The organism is Paraburkholderia youngii (genome assembly GCF_013366925.1).
Classification (GTDB): Bacteria; Pseudomonadota; Gammaproteobacteria; order Burkholderiales; family Burkholderiaceae; genus Paraburkholderia; species Paraburkholderia youngii.
In genome coordinates this window covers 32,939-48,637 of record NZ_JAALDK010000004.1, presented here as the reverse complement: position 1 = coordinate 48,637, position 15,699 = coordinate 32,939, and the positions used below count along the sequence as shown (strand labels likewise).

Annotated in this window: 12 protein-coding genes and 8 pseudogenes; 10 read left to right on the top strand and 10 right to left on the bottom strand. The window is 58.7% G+C overall.

The genetic code is table 11. The features are described 5' to 3' along the window. The first annotated feature begins 263 nt into the window (after window positions 1–263). The gene (locus G5S42_RS42660) at window positions 264–482 is read left to right on the top strand and encodes a hypothetical protein (RefSeq protein WP_176112598.1); all 219 of its coding nucleotides are present in this window, start codon (window positions 264–266) and stop codon (window positions 480–482) included. A gap of 83 nt (window positions 483–565) precedes the next feature. Continuing rightward, complete coding sequence (locus G5S42_RS42655) at window positions 566–787, top strand: hypothetical protein (RefSeq protein ID WP_176112768.1); 222 nt, start codon at window positions 566–568, stop codon at window positions 785–787. Between the two features lie 117 nt (window positions 788–904). On the opposite strand, the gene G5S42_RS42650 is transcribed toward G5S42_RS42655, so the two are convergent. Continuing rightward, window positions 905–1,114: a hypothetical protein gene (locus G5S42_RS42650; protein WP_176112596.1), complete on the bottom strand. Its 210-nt coding sequence runs from the start codon at window positions 1,112–1,114 to the stop codon at window positions 905–907. 430 nt (window positions 1,115–1,544) lie between these two features. Between G5S42_RS42650 and G5S42_RS42645 the strand changes: the two genes are divergently transcribed. The 3 genes and pseudogenes from G5S42_RS42645 to G5S42_RS42635 all read left to right on the top strand — a co-directional run. Further along, a protein-coding gene (locus G5S42_RS42645) for an IS5 family transposase (RefSeq protein ID WP_176112594.1) occupies window positions 1,545–2,356 on the top strand; the annotation gives its coding sequence in 2 pieces (ribosomal slippage) (window positions 1,545–1,893 and window positions 1,893–2,356; 813 coding nt in all). 50 nt (window positions 2,357–2,406) lie between these two features. Next, window positions 2,407–3,129, top strand: a complete 723-nt coding sequence (locus G5S42_RS42640) for an IS6 family transposase (protein ID WP_176112593.1) — start codon at window positions 2,407–2,409, stop codon at window positions 3,127–3,129. A gap of 50 nt (window positions 3,130–3,179) precedes the next feature. Then, window positions 3,180–3,349: pseudogene (locus G5S42_RS42635) on the top strand (IS3 family transposase); the annotation flags it as partial. Here G5S42_RS42635 and G5S42_RS42630 read toward each other — a convergent pair. Both G5S42_RS42630 and G5S42_RS42625 read right to left on the bottom strand, forming a co-directional pair. Then, a complete protein-coding gene (locus tag G5S42_RS42630; RefSeq protein WP_176112591.1) occupies window positions 3,304–3,531 on the bottom strand; it encodes a hypothetical protein in 228 nt (75 codons plus the stop codon). The pseudogene G5S42_RS42635 and the gene G5S42_RS42630 overlap by 46 nt on opposite strands. A 39-nt stretch (window positions 3,532–3,570) precedes the next feature. Further along, a pseudogene (locus G5S42_RS42625) lies at window positions 3,571–4,530 on the bottom strand (IS5 family transposase); the annotation flags it as partial. A gap of 41 nt (window positions 4,531–4,571) precedes the next feature. Between G5S42_RS42625 and G5S42_RS42620 the strand changes: the two are divergent. After that, window positions 4,572–5,310 (top strand): annotated as a pseudogene (locus G5S42_RS42620) (IS6 family transposase). Here G5S42_RS42620 and G5S42_RS42615 read toward each other — a convergent pair. Next, complete coding sequence (locus tag G5S42_RS42615; protein WP_281375217.1) at window positions 5,273–5,530, bottom strand: helix-turn-helix domain-containing protein; 258 nt, start codon at window positions 5,528–5,530, stop codon at window positions 5,273–5,275. The pseudogene G5S42_RS42620 and the gene G5S42_RS42615 overlap by 38 nt on opposite strands. An 88-nt stretch (window positions 5,531–5,618) precedes the next feature. Then, window positions 5,619–5,726 (bottom strand): annotated as a pseudogene (locus G5S42_RS42610) (IS6 family transposase); the annotation flags it as partial. Between the two features lie 180 nt (window positions 5,727–5,906). Between G5S42_RS42610 and G5S42_RS42605 the strand changes: the two are divergent. Further along, a complete protein-coding gene (locus G5S42_RS42605; protein ID WP_176112588.1) occupies window positions 5,907–7,016 on the top strand; it encodes a replication initiator protein A in 1,110 nt (369 codons plus the stop codon). Window positions 7,017–7,717: 701 nt separating this feature from the next. Here G5S42_RS42605 and G5S42_RS42600 read toward each other — a convergent pair. The 3 pseudogenes from G5S42_RS42600 to G5S42_RS42590 form a co-directional block, all read right to left on the bottom strand. Beyond that, window positions 7,718–8,935 (bottom strand): annotated as a pseudogene (locus G5S42_RS42600) (tyrosine-type recombinase/integrase); the annotation flags it as partial. Window positions 8,936–9,365: 430 nt separating this feature from the next. After that, window positions 9,366–10,142: pseudogene (istB, locus tag G5S42_RS42595) on the bottom strand (IS21-like element helper ATPase IstB); the annotation flags it as partial. Window positions 10,143–10,148: 6 nt separating this feature from the next. Continuing rightward, window positions 10,149–10,574: pseudogene (locus tag G5S42_RS42590) on the bottom strand (IS21 family transposase); the annotation flags it as partial. 40 nt (window positions 10,575–10,614) lie between these two features. On the opposite strand from G5S42_RS42590, the gene G5S42_RS42585 reads away from it, so the two are divergent. Continuing rightward, the gene (locus tag G5S42_RS42585) at window positions 10,615–11,337 is read left to right on the top strand and encodes an IS6 family transposase (protein ID WP_176112586.1); all 723 of its coding nucleotides are present in this window, start codon (window positions 10,615–10,617) and stop codon (window positions 11,335–11,337) included. A gap of 55 nt (window positions 11,338–11,392) precedes the next feature. On the opposite strand, the pseudogene G5S42_RS42580 reads toward G5S42_RS42585, so the two are convergent. Next, window positions 11,393–11,875, bottom strand: a pseudogene (locus tag G5S42_RS42580) (IS701 family transposase); the annotation flags it as partial. Here G5S42_RS42580 and G5S42_RS42575 point away from each other — a divergent pair. Beyond that, window positions 11,874–12,597 (top strand): IS6 family transposase gene (locus G5S42_RS42575; RefSeq protein ID WP_176112584.1). Its coding sequence is split into 2 segments (ribosomal slippage): window positions 11,874–12,032 and window positions 12,034–12,597, totalling 723 coding nucleotides; the frame shifts between segments, so codons are not numbered across the junction. The pseudogene G5S42_RS42580 and the gene G5S42_RS42575 overlap by 2 nt on opposite strands. Window positions 12,598–13,117: 520 nt before the next feature. Then, the gene (locus tag G5S42_RS42570) at window positions 13,118–14,440 is read left to right on the top strand and encodes an IS5 family transposase (RefSeq protein ID WP_176112582.1); all 1,323 of its coding nucleotides are present in this window, start codon (window positions 13,118–13,120) and stop codon (window positions 14,438–14,440) included. A gap of 223 nt (window positions 14,441–14,663) precedes the next feature. On the opposite strand, the gene G5S42_RS42565 is transcribed toward G5S42_RS42570, so the two are convergent. Next, window positions 14,664–15,599, bottom strand: coding sequence for a hypothetical protein (locus G5S42_RS42565; RefSeq protein WP_176112581.1), 936 nt, complete (start codon window positions 15,597–15,599; stop codon window positions 14,664–14,666). Between the last annotated feature and the right edge of the window lie 100 nt (window positions 15,600–15,699).

Sequence of the window (15,699 nt, the reverse complement as noted above, 5' to 3'; positions counted from 1 at the left end):
CAACGGGAGCGCTAAGGGCATCGCCAGCGGCCGTAGGAACTAATGCGACATCTAGTGCCGCCGGACGGGATCCTGCATCGATTTTCGGCATGGCTACCTATTCCTCACGGAATGTCCTATTGCTGCACGATACAGGGTGCGTGTGACAAGAAGGACGTAATGAAGGTACTCCTTGCGGCAGATCAAGGGCTGCGGTGTCAATAGCGCGTGTCAAATCGGTTAAGGTGTGCGATTAGAATGATTGGACGTGTAAGGAGCAACTGATGACATTGCTGAAAGACCGTCTAGCGGCGACGAAGCAAAAGCTGAACGCCCTGAAAGAGGCACGAAAAGCTTCCGACAAGGCGCGCCGCAAGGCATACAAGGAGAGCAAAGCCGACCAGGCACGAACGCTCGCGCTCGTGGGTGAGGCCGTCTTGCGGCGAGTTGAGCGCGGAGAAATGGACGAAGCCGACTTTCGGCAAATGATGTTCGGACGGTGAGCTTTTGCAGGTATCGCCGGTGAGTCTTTTCAGGAGCCTGGTCCGATGACCCCCCCCACAATGGCGCGCACGGCGCCGTCCATCTGCTGACTGACAGCGACGCGCTGACCGCGAGCGTGCGGCGCACGGTGCGACTCGAAGCTGCGCCTGACGGCAAAAGCCTGGTCCTGATCGACGTCGACCAGCGCAAACCCGGGACTCAGCGCGAGGTGCGCTATGAGATCACGCCGGCCGAGCTGATTGCCGCGATCCGTGCGCACGGCGCCGAGCTGCCCGGCGAGAGTCATGGCGAAACTGGCAAGTGAAAGCGATCAAATGGGCGTTGGTGCATAGATAGGTCGATGAAAGATCGGGGTAATAAGATGGGTTGTGTCGCGTTAAGGACGATGCGAAGATCAGGCGCCTAAGGTGAAGAGGATTGCTTACATGACGAGAGAATAGAATTGTTCGGCTGCAGTCGAGGCGACGCCATCGTCATACATCGTCCTTAACGCGACACAACCGTTTTCGAGGCTTCGGTGTTCAGGCTGCATGGCGACGACCGTCTGGACACGCGCATCATCCACGGCGATGGCACCACAACCGCGGCAAAGAAAGGCGGCGACAAGCTCGGCTTCAGCGGCAGTATCCAACGTTACGTCGATCAGTACAACCCGATAAACGCCCGTTCATGTGGACGGCGACCGCCGCTTCCATCCTCGGAAGGATCAGACGCTTATGCAAAACGGTTTCTGGGACACTGGAGGGGCGGGATCAATTGTCTGGATGGTCGTCCTGTTTGTCCAACTCCCGACGACATATGTGGACATTGTCGCGTTAAAGCGTTCTCTGCAAGTTGCAGTTGGCCTGTTGCAGAAAACGGCAGAACACAACTCCGACGAGCATTCCTGTCGGATCACCATCACGTCGCTTCTTAGCCTCGCCCGGAGTTTGCGTGTCCTGGCCCGCAGGCGTCGGCCGAGGGTTCTGTTGCAGTAAGAAACCTTAACAAAATGAACAAAGGGGCTGTTTACTCTCGATGAATCCTGTTAACCTTTTCATTGTTTCGACGACGAAAAGGACATGGCTAAACCCATACTCGACGACGAACTTTGGGCACTCATCGAACCGTTACTGCCCCCTCCCAAACCAAGGCGAAACCGTTATCCTGGGCGCAAGCCGCTCGATGATCGTGCGCTGCTCACTGGCATCCTGTTCATCCTGCAGACAGGCCTGCGCTGGGACCTGCTGCCACGCGAGATGGGCTGCGGCAGCGGCATGAGTTGCTGGCGCCGTCTGCGGGACTGGCAGGCTGCTGGCGTCTGGGACCGACTGCATGAAGTCCTGCTCGCCAGGCTGCGCGCGGCTGACCAGATTGACTGGTCCCGTGTCGTCGTCGATTCCTCCTCGATCCGCGCCGCGGGCGCAGGTCAAAAACGGGACCGAATCCCACGGACCGCGCGCGACCCGGTTCAAAGCACCACCTCATCACCGAAGCGCAGGGCATCCCGCTCGCGGTAATTCTCACGGGCGCCAACCGTAACGATGTTACCCAGCTTCACCCACTGGTTGACGCCATCCCGCCCATTGCTGGCAAGCGTGGCCGGCCGCTTTCGAAGCCCCGCATTGTTCAAGGCGACCGGGGCTACGATCACGACAAATACCGCCGTCCGCTACACGCAGCCGGCATCGCGACTGAAATCGCCCGACGCGGCGAGCCCCACGGCAGCGGACTGGGCAAAACACGCTGGGTGGTCGAGCGCACCATTTCGTGGCTTCATAACTTTCGACGACTGCGCATCCGCTTCGAACGTCTTGCATTCATCCATGAAGCCTTCATGAAAATCGCCTGCTGCATCATCTGCTGGCGAAAGCTGAAGAACTCATTTTGTTAACGCTTCTAAGGCCCACGTTAAAATTGGGTAGCGAATTTTTGAGCTGTGCGATGAAGAAGACGAAGACACCGCGAACCACACTCGCGCCGGGCTTGGCCAAGGTCCTGAGGCGCCGTCACTACCCGCTTGAAGTGATTTTGCTGTGCGTGCGATGGTACGTGGCCTATTCGCTGAGTTTGCGCAATCTTGCGGAAATGATGGACGAGCGTGGTGTCGCGGTGGATCATTCGACGGTGTACCGCTGGGTCATCAAACTGCTGCCGCTCTTCGAAAGGAGCTTCCGCAAGCACAAGCGTCCGGTTGGGAAAAGCTGGCGAATGGACGAGAGCTATATCAAGATCAAAGGTGAGTGGAAATATCTTTACCGGGCAGTGGACAAGGCGGGCGACACGGTCGACTTCCTGCTCAGGGCCAGGCGGGACAAGGTCGCTGCCCGGCGGTTCTTTGAAAAGGCGATCACCCATAATGGTACGCCAGAGACCGTGACCATCGACAAAAGCGGCTCCAATCTGGCCGCACTGGATGCGGTGAATGCCGATCGCGAGACGCCGATCAAGGTCCGTCAGATCAAGTATCTGAACAACATTGTCGAACAGGACCATCGGGCTATCAAACGCCGGACCCGGCCGATGCTGGGAGTCAAGAACTTCCACCGTGCGAGGGTCATTCTCGGCGGCATCGAGGTAATGCACATGATCAGGAAAGGACAGATGAAATCTGCGGGCAAAGACCCGTCGCCTGCTTCCCAGCAGTTTTACTCCCTTGTGTCATAAGCAATACTTATCATATCGACATTTCTCGTCCCGACACCCTTACTGCAACAGAACCCGCGGCCGACGTATTTGGATCGGCTGGTGCCGCATCGAATGAACCGCCGGTAGACGTGACGACGCTGCACGCCAAGATCGGACAGCTCACCCTGGAGAATGATTTTTTAAGCGGCGCGCTCACCAAGGCGGGATTGCTGAGCGCAAAGCGATGATTGACCGTAGCGACGCATCGATATGGAAGGCGGCGAAACCGACAATCGCTTCTGTCGACGACGCCAGGGTTTGCACAACCGGTAGCAGCACATCGACGTTGACAGGAACCGAGCTGTAGAGCGTCGTCTTGGAGCCGGGTACAAGCCAGACGGAATCGCCGATGTTCAATCCAGTCGGGTTTCCGCTGCTCATGAGTCGGGTCTGAATAATTCGTTTGGTCGGCGCTTGCCCTCAAGCCTGGAAGTCGACGGTGATTGATCGGCTAAGCCAGGCGATCAGAACAAGGGCGTAAAAAAGCCTCAGCTTTCTGAGGATCATCCCCAGGTTGTGGCCAGCGCCGCACAGCACTGCGTGTATTGCATCGCCGAGTGCGCCTTTGAGCCAGTTCCGGTCGAGTTTGCCGTCGGCCTTCATGTGACCAATGGCAGGCTCGATCGCGCTTCGCCTTTGGATCATCGCGCGCAGGCCCCTCGTGATTCCGCGTCGCAATCCCGGGTGGTAGATCTTCACTCCCTCGACAGCGACACCCTTGTAACCGCGATCTACAATGGCGACGTCGGGCTTCACATCGCTCAAGATCGCCGCTTGCTCCAACGCTTCAGCCAGCGTGTGACCGTCGTATGGGTTACCGGGCATCGAGCGGGCGCCAACCACAAACCCTTCCTTGTGTGTCGTCGTGATCGACACTTTCACACCGAATTCGTAGGGCGTGCGGGCTTTGCCTTTCGCCAAACATTCAACTTCTGGCGCATGCAGTGCGTACCGCTTGTTTTTGTCCTTCTGCTTCTGAGACAGGATCCGCCTCGTGCGGCTGATCAATTCCTGCAGCGCGATGCGCCCAGTATCGGCGACTGAATCGAACTGACGCTCGACATCACGCATCACCCGCCCAACGCGCGAGCGCAACGTGCGCAGCGCCTTCTTCATGCGCTTGAACTGCTTCGCATGGGCGTAGCGGCCAATCTGAAGTGCCACGTGCGGCGCCTCGCGGTTGTAGTTCTGCCGCAGCTTCAACCCGTGCCGTGCCGCAGCCTTCACCAGATGTTCGCGACACCGTTCGAGCAGACGCGAATCGGTTGGATGGGCGACCGCCTTTTGCATGACCGTCGTGTCAACGATTATGCGCTTCGCGCTTGCGGCCTTGATCACGCCCGCACGCTTCGCCGCTTCGATCGTCTCGGCCAGCAGTTCGGCACTGTCACGTTGGCGAGGTAGTCACGTAAGATGTCACGATGAAGAAAAGAAAATCGCTTTATTATGGCCACCGGTTCCCGGCGGCAATCATTGATCTCGCGGTTCGGTGGTAGTTGCGGTTCCAACTTGGCCTGCGTGATATTGAAGAACTGCTGTTCGAGCGCGGTGTCGTTGTCAGTTACGAGACGATCCGCCGCTGGTGCGACAAATTCGGCGCGGGCTTCGCACATCGCGTCAAAGCTGCTCGCCGCAAACCTGGCCGCACATGGCATCTTGACGAAGTCTTCGTTACGTTGCGCGGTGAGCCTTATCTGCTGTGGCGGGCAGTCGACCAGCACGGCGCCGAACTCGACATCCTGCTGCAGAAACGTCGCGATAAGGCCGCAGCAAAGCGCTTCTTCAACCGCGTGCTGGCCGCCTGTCCCGACGCGCCACGAAGGATTGTCACCGATCAAGCTTCGCAGCTACCCGGCAGCCAAGGCCGACATCCCCGAACTGGCGAACGTCAAGCATGTGTTCGTCAAGGCTGCGGCCCGGGTGAACAACCGGGCAGAGAATAGTCATCAGCCTACGCGTGAACGTGAGCGGCGCATGCGCGGATTTCGCGACCCGAAGCGCACGCAGGCTTTTCTCTCCAGCTTCGGCCTGATCCGGCAGCACTTCGCGCTCAAGCGACACCTGCTACGTGCTTCGCTCTATCGCAAACAACTCGCATCCCGATTCGCTGCGTGGCGTGAATTCACCGGCATCGCTCAAAATCCGTCGACTGTCTCCTGAGCGATTGGCTCTTCGCCGTAGTCCGAGCCACTGCCGACAAGTTGACAATGCCATTCAACCGACCACTTCCCGGCAGGCGGCCTCGCTTGCCAGGTCGCAGCGCCCGCAGGCCGCCGTCGAGCGCCAGCTTCATCCATTTGCTTACTGCTCGCAGGCTCACCCCGTAGGTTTTCGCCGCCGCAGTCTGCGTCATGCCGTCACGCACGGCCTGCACCACCATTTTTCTCAGGTACGCCTGCGTGGGCCCCGTCCAATTTGCGGGGGCATCAGTTTTCGTCTTCATGCCCATATAACGCATAACGCACTATTTGGTGCACTCGTGAGTAACTGACCACGACGCCGCGCTCGAATAGCGACTCTTCGATGTCGTGCAGGCTCAACTGCAACCGGAAGTACCAGCGAACCGCACAGCAAATGACAGCTGCTGGAAACCGATGGTCATGATTAAAGCGATTTGTTCTTGGTCATATGGCCATCTTACTCGACCGCCGTTGACAACGTGACAACGCCCGTGACAACGCCAACCGCCCCATTGACGAGCTGATGAATGCGCCGGCATGGGCACGTGAGCGTAGTCTGATTAGTTAGGAAAGCCAATGAATCACCCGGAACCACGCGCGCACCGCAGGACTCGGACTTACCTGAAAATCGACTTCGACAAGAAAGACCTTGCGAAGTGCCACGGCGCGAGATGGGACGCCGAGCGCAAGTGCTGGTATGTGCTGGGGCCGGTTCCCGTCGCGCTGATGAACTACATCAACCTGACTGTGAACGCGATGGCCGCCGCGAGTGAAAACTGCGCGGTGGCCACACCAGCGACAGCAAGCTCGATGCGGCCGCCGCCGAGTGGCGACGAGCAGCTCGATTTCTTCGTCCCGTCGCTCTACGACGTAGCGGCCAAGGACGACCGCAGCATCATGGACGTGGCCGTGTTCCGACTGTCCAAGCGCGAGAAGCGCGCCGGCGAGGTGATCCGCTACGAGCTGCCAGATGGCTATGTCGAGGTGAAGGCCGGGCCGCACGGCATGGCGTCGGTATGGGACTACGACATTGTGCTGATGATCGTGTCGCACTTGACGGAGGCGACGAATCGCTATCAGGCGAGGCTGGGGCCAAAGCCGGGCCGCGTATTCCGGCCGCATATCTCCGAGATTTTGAAGTTCTGCCGGAAGGGCGACGGCGGCCGGCAGGCGATCGAGGTCGAGGCGTCGCTAGCCCGCCTCAAAGGCACGACCATCAAGAACGTCCGCATCAGAGCCAACCAAGCCGGCCGGCCGGTTCGGGAGGTCAACGCGGAGGGATTGATTGGCGACTACTCGGTTGTGTCCTACCAAGACAACGGCCGCGTTGCATCGGTCGAGATCCAGATCCCCGGATGGCTCTATCGTGAGGTGACGGAAGGCAAGAAGCCCGACGTTCTGACAGTGCATCCCGACTATTTCCTGATCGAGCCGGGGATCGGTCGATTCCTGTATCGCTTGGCGCGGCGAGCTGCTGGCCGCAATGAGGCGAAATGGGCGTTCCAGACGCTCTATGAACGTAGTGGCAGCGCCGGCACGTTCAAGGAGTTTTGCCGCATGTTGCGCAAGATCATCTTGGCCAACGATTTACCCGAGTATGACTTAGGAGAGGAAGCGGGGCAGGGCGGCCCGCTGATCGTTATGAGATACCGCGACGCGCCGGCTTTGGCGATGAGCGGTGTGTAATAGACGGAGCCGGGGCTAGGCCTTTAGGCCCTACCGGCCGGAGGCCCTTCCAGCTTGTGGATAGACCGTCTTTTACCCACCCGAACCCGTCTATTACACACCGGATTCCGTCTATTACACACCGGATTCCGTCTATTACACACCGGCCGATTCCGCAATGCCTTGATCCATAAGAAAAAAACGGCATTTTTAGCGGCTAAAACATCTTTAAAACTTATTTAAAACTCTAAAACGCATTGGCTTGTGGATAAAACGTCATGGCGTAAAGCCCCAAAGCGGCTTGCGGCCGGGACACCCCTGCGGGGTTCCCCCACCGCTTCGCGGCAGCCCCCTTCCCCCTTAGCTTGAGCTGGCCTGCGGCCAGAAGGAAACCCCCAACGAGCGCGGTCAAGCCGCGCACCGCGGCGGCTAGGTCATCGACCTAGCAACCGCCCGCGGCTGCTGTGAGGCCGCCAAAGGCGATTTGGCAGGGAAAGCAGCAAGCCGGTCACCTTGGCCAGCTCCAAGACCATCGACCCGCCACGGCTGAAAAAGACGATGGACACCAAGAAGGGCGCAGCCGGCCCGCGAATCCAGTACTCGAGAACGCGCCTATGGCCCGCCTGGCCGGTTTTTGGCGATAGGGTAGGGGTATGTAGCTAGGGGTTATAAGCCGGACGCCCTGATTTTCTGGAAGTCTTTTTGATTCATGCGGTTAGGCCTTATTTTCGGGCCGCAAAGGCCTGATCCATCTGCTTCGCACGCTGGATTTCGTCGCCATGCAGGTACATCGAGGTCGTTGCGATTGACGCATGGCGAAGGTTGTCGCGGACAGTGGTCAATTCTGCACCACGTACCAGGGCATGGCTCGCATGACTGTGGCGCATCCAGTGAGGGCTCGCGCGGCGAAGCTTTTCGGCGGTCGCGGGCTGTTCGGCCTGTACCACATCGGCTGCCTGTGTGAAGAAACGGCGCATCACGCGCCACAGGCGTGCGCCGGCAATGCCGGCGTTGCCATCGTCCCCGAGGCTGCCGACCAGTGGCGTTTTGGGGTTCCAGCGTTCCGGCGTCACCGGGAGTTTTCGCTGGACCAGATACTGGTCGAGTGCAGTGCGCGCAAGTGGTGGCAACGCCACCTTGCCGGGCTTGGCGCCCTTGCCGACCAGATGCAGCCAGTGATCGCCGCGCTCGTCGACACGAACGTCGGCAAGCACGGCGCCAACCAGCTCGCTCGCGCGCAGGCCCGTCGCATAGCCGAAGTCGCGCAGGAAGCGCAGCCGCTGCGCAGCAGGATCAGACCACCCGTACGACCAGTCAAGGCCGTCCGCAATCACGCGTAGCAGCAACCACTCGCCTTCCGTGAAGCCTCGAGTCGTGTCCATCGCCGGACGCAACGTGTGGCCGCGGACCTTGATGCCGGAGAACGGATTGGCCAGCACGTAGCGCTGCTCGATCAGCCAGCGAAACAGCGCGGAGAGAACCGTCAGCGCATAGGCCGTCGAGCGCGCCGACAGTCCGCCCGTGAAGGGTCGCCACTCAACCGAATCGCGCGATCGGGGCGGACCGACCCAGCGCTCGCGCGGCGTCGGCCGCCTGATGAACGCCCGATACGCGATCGCATCGTCGGTCGTCAGGCACGACAGCGCCTGTCCACGTTCAACAATGGCCCACAGGATGAGACGTTCGGCTTCCTTGCGGTAGGCGCGTTGGGTGGCAACCGTCTCGTGCAGTGCAAGCCACGCCTGCACCGCCTCGTAGTCGTTCGTTGCGTTCAGCGTGCAGGCCTCGCGCGGGGCCCGGAAACTGCCGTGCGAACCATCGACCTCGTGGGGCAGGCGCAACTGTTCCCATGGCACGATTGCGCTTGGCTGTGCGACAGTAATCAATGCCCGGGCGCGTTCCGTGAGCTGCGGACGAGTGGCGAAGAACGCTTCGATCTGTAGGCAACACGTGCCTATAAAGGAAGTGAACTAAAATTTGATCCACGTCGACAATTATGTATTTTTCTCGATGCCTATTCAGAGTTTTCGAATAGACTGATTTTGTGGCTCTGGTGCAAATAGCGCGGGGGCGAATCGGTTACTGACGAGTGCACCAAATAGTGCGTTGTGCGTTATATGGGCATGAAGACGAAAACTGATGCCCGCAAATTGGACGGCGCCACGCAGGCGCACCTGAGAAAAATGGTGGTGCAGGCCGTGCGTGACGGCATGACGCAGACTGCGGCGGCGAAAACCTACGGGGTGAGCCTGCGAGGGCACTGTCACGTTGGTGTCACGGATCGGCGTAATCGAGCCGGGGATGATCGGCGTAATGAGGCCACCTGGAATGGCCCCGAAACGCGATTTCGAAGGGACTCAAGAAATGCGTTTTTTTGCCTGATTTGGCAACCGCGTTTTCGCCGTTTTCGGGCATCGGTTTCGGCTTGCGGAAGCTCTCACCCTCAATGACGACACGGTAGGCGCCATGCCGTAGCCGATCGAGCGTGGCAGCACCGAGGATGCGGTTGTCGGGGAACGCGTCGCCCCATTCGCTGAAGTCGAGATTCGACGTCAGGATCGTCGCCGCGCGCTCATACCTGGCGGCGATCAGGTCGTGGAAGTCTTCGTCGTGGGGCGCACGCAGGGGTTTGAGTGCGAAGTCATCGACGATCAGCACCGGAACGCGCACGAACTGCTGCAACTTGCGTTCATAGAGCTCAGTCGCCCGTGCTGCATGCAGCTTCTTGAGCAATTCGGTTTGCGTGATGAACAGGACATCGCGGCCCTGGCGTGCGGCGCAGTGGCCCAAGGCCTGCGCGAGATGCGACTTGCCGACGCCGGTTTGGCCGACCATCAGCACGCAGACCTTCTCGTCGATGTAGCGGCCGGTGGCGAGATCATGGATGTGAGCGCGGTTGAGTTTGGGCACGCGGTCGAAGTCGAAGTTCTCGAGGGTCTTGCCCAGGGAGAAGCCAGCGCGGGCGAGCCGCACGCCGAGCTTCCTCTGTTCTCGCCGCGCGACCTCGTCGTGCAGAAGCGTGGCGAGGAACTCCGTGTAGGCAAGTTGGCCGTCGATGGCTTGACGGTTGCGTTGCTCAAGCGAGTCGAGGATGCCTGAGAGGCGCAACTGCTTGAGGATCGTATTCAGTTCTGGACTGGGATGCATAGGCGTTCAATGGATCAGAAGGGACTGGAGGTCACGGCCGAAGCGGCCGCCGTTCAGATAGGTGTCGGCAGGCGTCGGCGTCGGCGTCGGCGCTGGTGCGGTGGGCTGGCTGTCCAGCCCCTTGTCGAGGATCGTCTTGACGGTCCGGTACTTGGGGCTGGCGACCACGAGCGCACGCTCGCACGCAGCCTCCAGCCGTTGATTGCCGACCTTCTCGCGAAGCCTCACGACGCCCTGCGCGCCGCGCAGGTTGACGAGCACCTTGTCGTTGAACATCGCGAGAACGAGCGCGTGGCAGGCTGGCCCGATATCCTTTGCCCGCGCCAGGCACCACTGTGGATCGTGCTCGAGCCACGCTTGCGCTTCAGGCGGCTGGTGGTCACGCACCGTGTGGCGATCGCCGGGCTTGCGCAGGGGTTCTGTTGCAGTAAGGCCCACGTTAAAATTGGGTAGCGAATTTTTGAGCTGTGCGATGAAGAAGACGAAGACACCGCGAACCACACTCGCGCCGGGCTTGGCCAAGGTCCTGAAGCGCCATCACTACCCGCTTGAAGTGATTTTGCTGTGCGTGCGATGGTACGTGGCCTATTCGCTGAGTTTGCGCAATCTTGCGGAAATGATGGGCGAGCGTGGTATCGCGGTGGATCATTCGACGGTGTACCGCTGGGTCATCAAACTGCTGCCGCTCTTCGAAAGGAGCTTCCGCAAGCACAAGCGTCCGGTTGGGAAAAGCTGGCGAATGGACGAGAGCTATATCAAGATCAAAGGTGAGTGGAAATATCTTTACCGGGCAGTGGACAAGGCGGGCGACACGGTCGACTTCCTGCTCAGGGCCAGGCGGGACAAGGTCGCTGCCCGGCGGTTCTTTGAAAAGGCGATCACCCATAATGGTACGCCAGAGACCGTGACCATCGACAAAAGCGGCTCCAATCTGGCCGCACTGGATGCGGTGAATGCCGATCGCGAGACGCCGATCAAGGTCCGTCAGATCAAGTATCTGAACAACATTGTCGAACAGGACCATCGGGCTATCAAACGCCGGACCCGGCCGATGCTGGGAGTCAAGAACTTCCACCGTGCGAGGGTCATTCTCGGCGGCATCGAGGTAATGCACATGATCAGGAAAGGACAGATGAAATCTGCGGGCAAAGACCCGTCGCCTGCTTCCCAGCAGTTTTACTCCCTTGTGTCATAAGCAATACTTATCATATCGACATTTCTCGTCCCGACACCCTTACTGCAACAGAACCAATTTCCTCAGGCACACCGGCCTGCTGCCGTCTTGCCGGATCGTGCGCCCATTCCTGCGGCAGGTAAAGCTGATAAGCGACGGGCAGGCTCGCCTCCCCGGTAGCCACCGACAGGCTCACGGCCACCTGGCAATTGTCCTGCTTACCCAACTGCCCACAGTATTGCCGCGCCACGCCCACTGAATGCTTTCCCTTCTTCGGAAAACCCGTGTCGTCAATGATCCAGTACAGCCCGTTTGACGGATCCATGTGTGGCAATACCCAGCATCGAACCTGTTCTATCAATGCAGCGTCAGACCACTCGGACTTTGAAACGAAGTGATGCAGGGACTGATGCCGGGCACTCACGCGATGCGGCTCGAGATGGGCTGCCAGCGGCTCGACACTTTTACGCGCAATCGGCAGCATCAGCCCCTGGCAATAAGGTTTTGTCGCAACAACGCGGTCAAGTAAAATCCGCCGACGACAACGCATGAGAAGCATGATGACAAAGACGAAGACGCCATGCAAGAGGCTGCCCGCTGGCATTGGCAAGGTACTGAAGCGGCTGCACTACCCGCTGGACGTGATCCTGCTGTGCGTCCGGTGGTACGTGGCGTACTCACTGAGCCTACGAAACCTCGAAGAAATGATGGCCGAGCCGGGGTATCGAGGTGGACCATTCGAGCGTGCACCGGTGGGTTATCAAGCTGCTGCCGGTGTTTGGAAAAGCATTCCGCAAACGCAAACGGCCTGTCGGCAAGAGCTGGCGCGTCGATGAGACCTGTGTCAAGGTCAAAGGCCATTGGAAATACTTGTACCGTGCCGTGGACAAGGCGGGCAACACGGTGGATTTCCTGCTGCGCGCCCATCGGGACAAGGCCGCGGCGCGCCGCTACTTCGAGAAGGCGATTGAACAGAACGGCGAGCCCGAGACAATCACCGTGGACAGGAGCGGTGCCAATCTGGCTGCGCCTGAAGCGCTCAATGCCGAGCGTTTAACGCCGATCAAGGTCCGGCAAAACAAATACCTAAACAACGTCGTCGAGCAGGATCACCGTGCCATCAAACGCATCATCAAACCGATGATGGGGTTCAAGGATTTCCGCTGTGCGCGCATCATCCTGTCTGGCATTGAGATCGCACACATGATCCGCAAGGGGCAGATGTATGACGATGGCGTCGCCTCGACTGCAGCTGAACAATTCTATTCTCTCGTGATGTAAGCAATCCTCTTCACCTTGGGCGCCTGATCGTCGCATCGTCCTTAACGCGACAGAACCGCATGACTCCCCCTGGTTTGCGAAGCTTCTTAAAGCGATGACGAAAATGGTTGAACCAGCATCCTGAAACCTGTGATTCCTGCCGGCTGCCCTTCAGGCAAGCCGCGAATTTGCTAAGGACAGGGTGTGCGGATCTCATCAAGGCTGCGGGCGTGCTTCGGCAAGTCGCCCACCGGCAAGCCGGATACATGCATGCAGACCGTTTCGACATCAGGAAAAAGAAGCTTGCAAAAGGCGTCGGGTCCATACAATCTGCCAGGTTCCTGCAAATGCATCAACAACATTCAGCTTCAAACCCTTGCTGCACAAGGCGCTTCGAGTTTTTCAGGGCCGACTAATTCGTCCAGCCTGAACAAACCGTAGAGCCTTAAGCGTTGGGGGTTTCCGGCGGAAATCGTGTTGTTGGAATTGCAGAGACCTGGCATATTGCTGGGTATAGCCTGCAAATTCTGACGAGGTTTAGATGGGTCCGAAGGCGCCTGTAACGGAGAAGGATTTGTTCCGGCATCCACTGCGCGAACAGATCAATCTCAAGCATCCACTGGTACGGCTGGCCGAGCTGATCAATTGGGAGCGGCTCAGTGCATCGATGAGCGCGAGTTTCGTTTCGGGTAAAGGCAGACCTGCGAGTTCGCCTCGACTGATCGCTGGTCTGCTGTATCTGCAGCACGCCTTCGACCTCTCGGACGAGGATGTTGTGTGGCAATGGGTTGAGAACCCGTACTGGCAGGTTTTTACGGGCGAGACGTACTTGCAGACCGAACCGCCGATCGATCCGTCCAGCCTCACGCGATGGCGCAAACGGTTGGGAGAAGCCGGTGTCGAGGAGTTGCTCGCCGAGACGATCGACGCGGCGAAGCGTGCCGGAGTGATCAAGGCGTCGAGCGCGAAACGCGTAATCGTTGATACGACCGTGATGCCCAAGGCGATCGCACATCCGACTGACTCGCGACTGCTGGAGCGCTGTCGTGAACACCTCGTGAAGGCCGCTGCGCGGCACGGCCTGAAACTGCGTCAGAACTACAACCGCGAAGCACCACGCCTGGCCACCCAGATCAGCCGCTACGCGCACGCGAAGCAGTACCGGCGGATGAGAAAGGCAGTGCGCACCCTGCGCTCGCGTGTCGGCCGCGTCATGCGCGATGTCGAACGGCAACTCGACACGGTGGTTGATAACAGGCGAGCTGAGCTGCAGGAACTGATTGCCCGCGCGAAGCGAATCCTGACGCAGAAGACGAAGGACAAAAATAAGCTGTACGCGCTGCACGCGCCGGAAGTCGAGTGCCTGGCCAAGGGTAAGGCGCGCACGCCATACGAGTTTGGCGTCAAGGTGTCGATCACGACGACACACCGGGAAGGGCTGGTGGTGGGTGCCCGCTCGATGCCGGGCAATCCGTACGATGGACATACGCTGGAAGAAGCGCTGGAGCAGGCAGCGATTCTCAGCGATGTCAAACCTGAAATCGCGATCGTCGACCGTGGTTACCGGGGCGCTGAGCCAGACGGGGTGAAGGTCTACCATCCCGGCCTGCGACGCGGCATCACGCGCACGTTGCGCGCCATGATCCGGCGGCGCAGCGCGATTGAACCAGCGATCGGTCATATGAAGGCCGACGGCAAACTCGACCGGAACTGGCTCAAGGGCGCGCTCGGGGATGCGATCAACGCAGTGCTATGTGGTGCCGGGCACAACCTGCGCACGATCCTCAGAAAGCTGCGGCGTTTTTACGTCCTTGTACTTGTCGCATTGTTCAACCGCTCCGCGGCTTCCGCTTCGACACCATGAACGGCGTCGTCGCCGAAAACGAATTATTCAGACCCGACTAATTCATAGTGGCGGTGATCGCGGCAATGAGGCCAAAAACTAGCCTCAAACCGCCGAAAGAACGTTGAATTCGCGTTGAGAATGCACAATGCGAAAGTTTGCGATCGGCGGGCGCGTAAATCGAGGAGCGCCGCTTCCGCCGGGGGGTGTATTTCCGCAACCTGTTAAGGGACTCGGTCGGTTCTCAGTTCATCGATTCGGTAAACTGAATTGACGGCATCGCGCCTTCTGTGGCGGTACATTTTCCCAAGTTTAAGTTATTAGTTTCCCCGGTTGTCCCGCCATACAAACACTTTGGTGCATATGTGGTTCCGTCGTTTACTTGCAGATTTACTGTAATCGACGTTTTTGGCCTAAAAGATAATTTCGAAGCATTTGCGTTACCGAAAATGTTAAATTCAGACTGACTCCAGCCTTGAGCGATATCAAGGGTGTCGTCCGGCTGGCTTACGGTGTAGGCACTACCCATATACGTGAGTATTACGGTATCGGTTGCGCCCGAACCGGGCGTCGAGACATACCCCGCCAAGGTCGTCAAGCCGAGATTGCCCACGGGAATGGCTGGCGCCGCAAGAGTGGGACTGTTTTTGTAGCATCCATCCGCAGCCTTTTGCCATCCAGCGGGGCACGGACGATGTACATCGTCGTTATTCGTCAGCAATATCCAGTCCTGTATATATATTTGTGGCCCTTCAGGAGTTACACCCTGAGGCCCAGGCTGCCAAGGATAAGTAGAAGAATAGACGAATTGTTGCCACACTTCACAATCCGGATGAAATCCGTTCTGTGCACAATAGGATGCATTAGCGCGAGGATGGTTAGTATTGAGTTGAAGCGAATAACCCTTGGCATCGTCCACAAGACCGCTTACAACGGTTCCCGGGAAGCCCCCAATTGCTGAGGTCGTGAGCCCCTCGGTCTGTGCCATATAATCCCTCCCGTTCCCTGTGAATGCGGCCATATCCTCTGCGGAATCGGCATTATCGTCTGTAATATGCTCACTTTGACTCATTCGTTTCTTTCTCATCGTTTCGACGGGAGACGCATGTTTCGCAGTAGGATGCTGAACGGATGCCATTGCGCACGGCGCTTCCTTCCATGTGGCGTCGGGATAAGACATCCGGTAGCATCCTGCCTTAGCAGGTTGCTGAAGTACCGCTGAAACACGTCATCGCGCAGAGTTCGTGAAGCGTTGATAGATGAACCACCACTTGCCCACT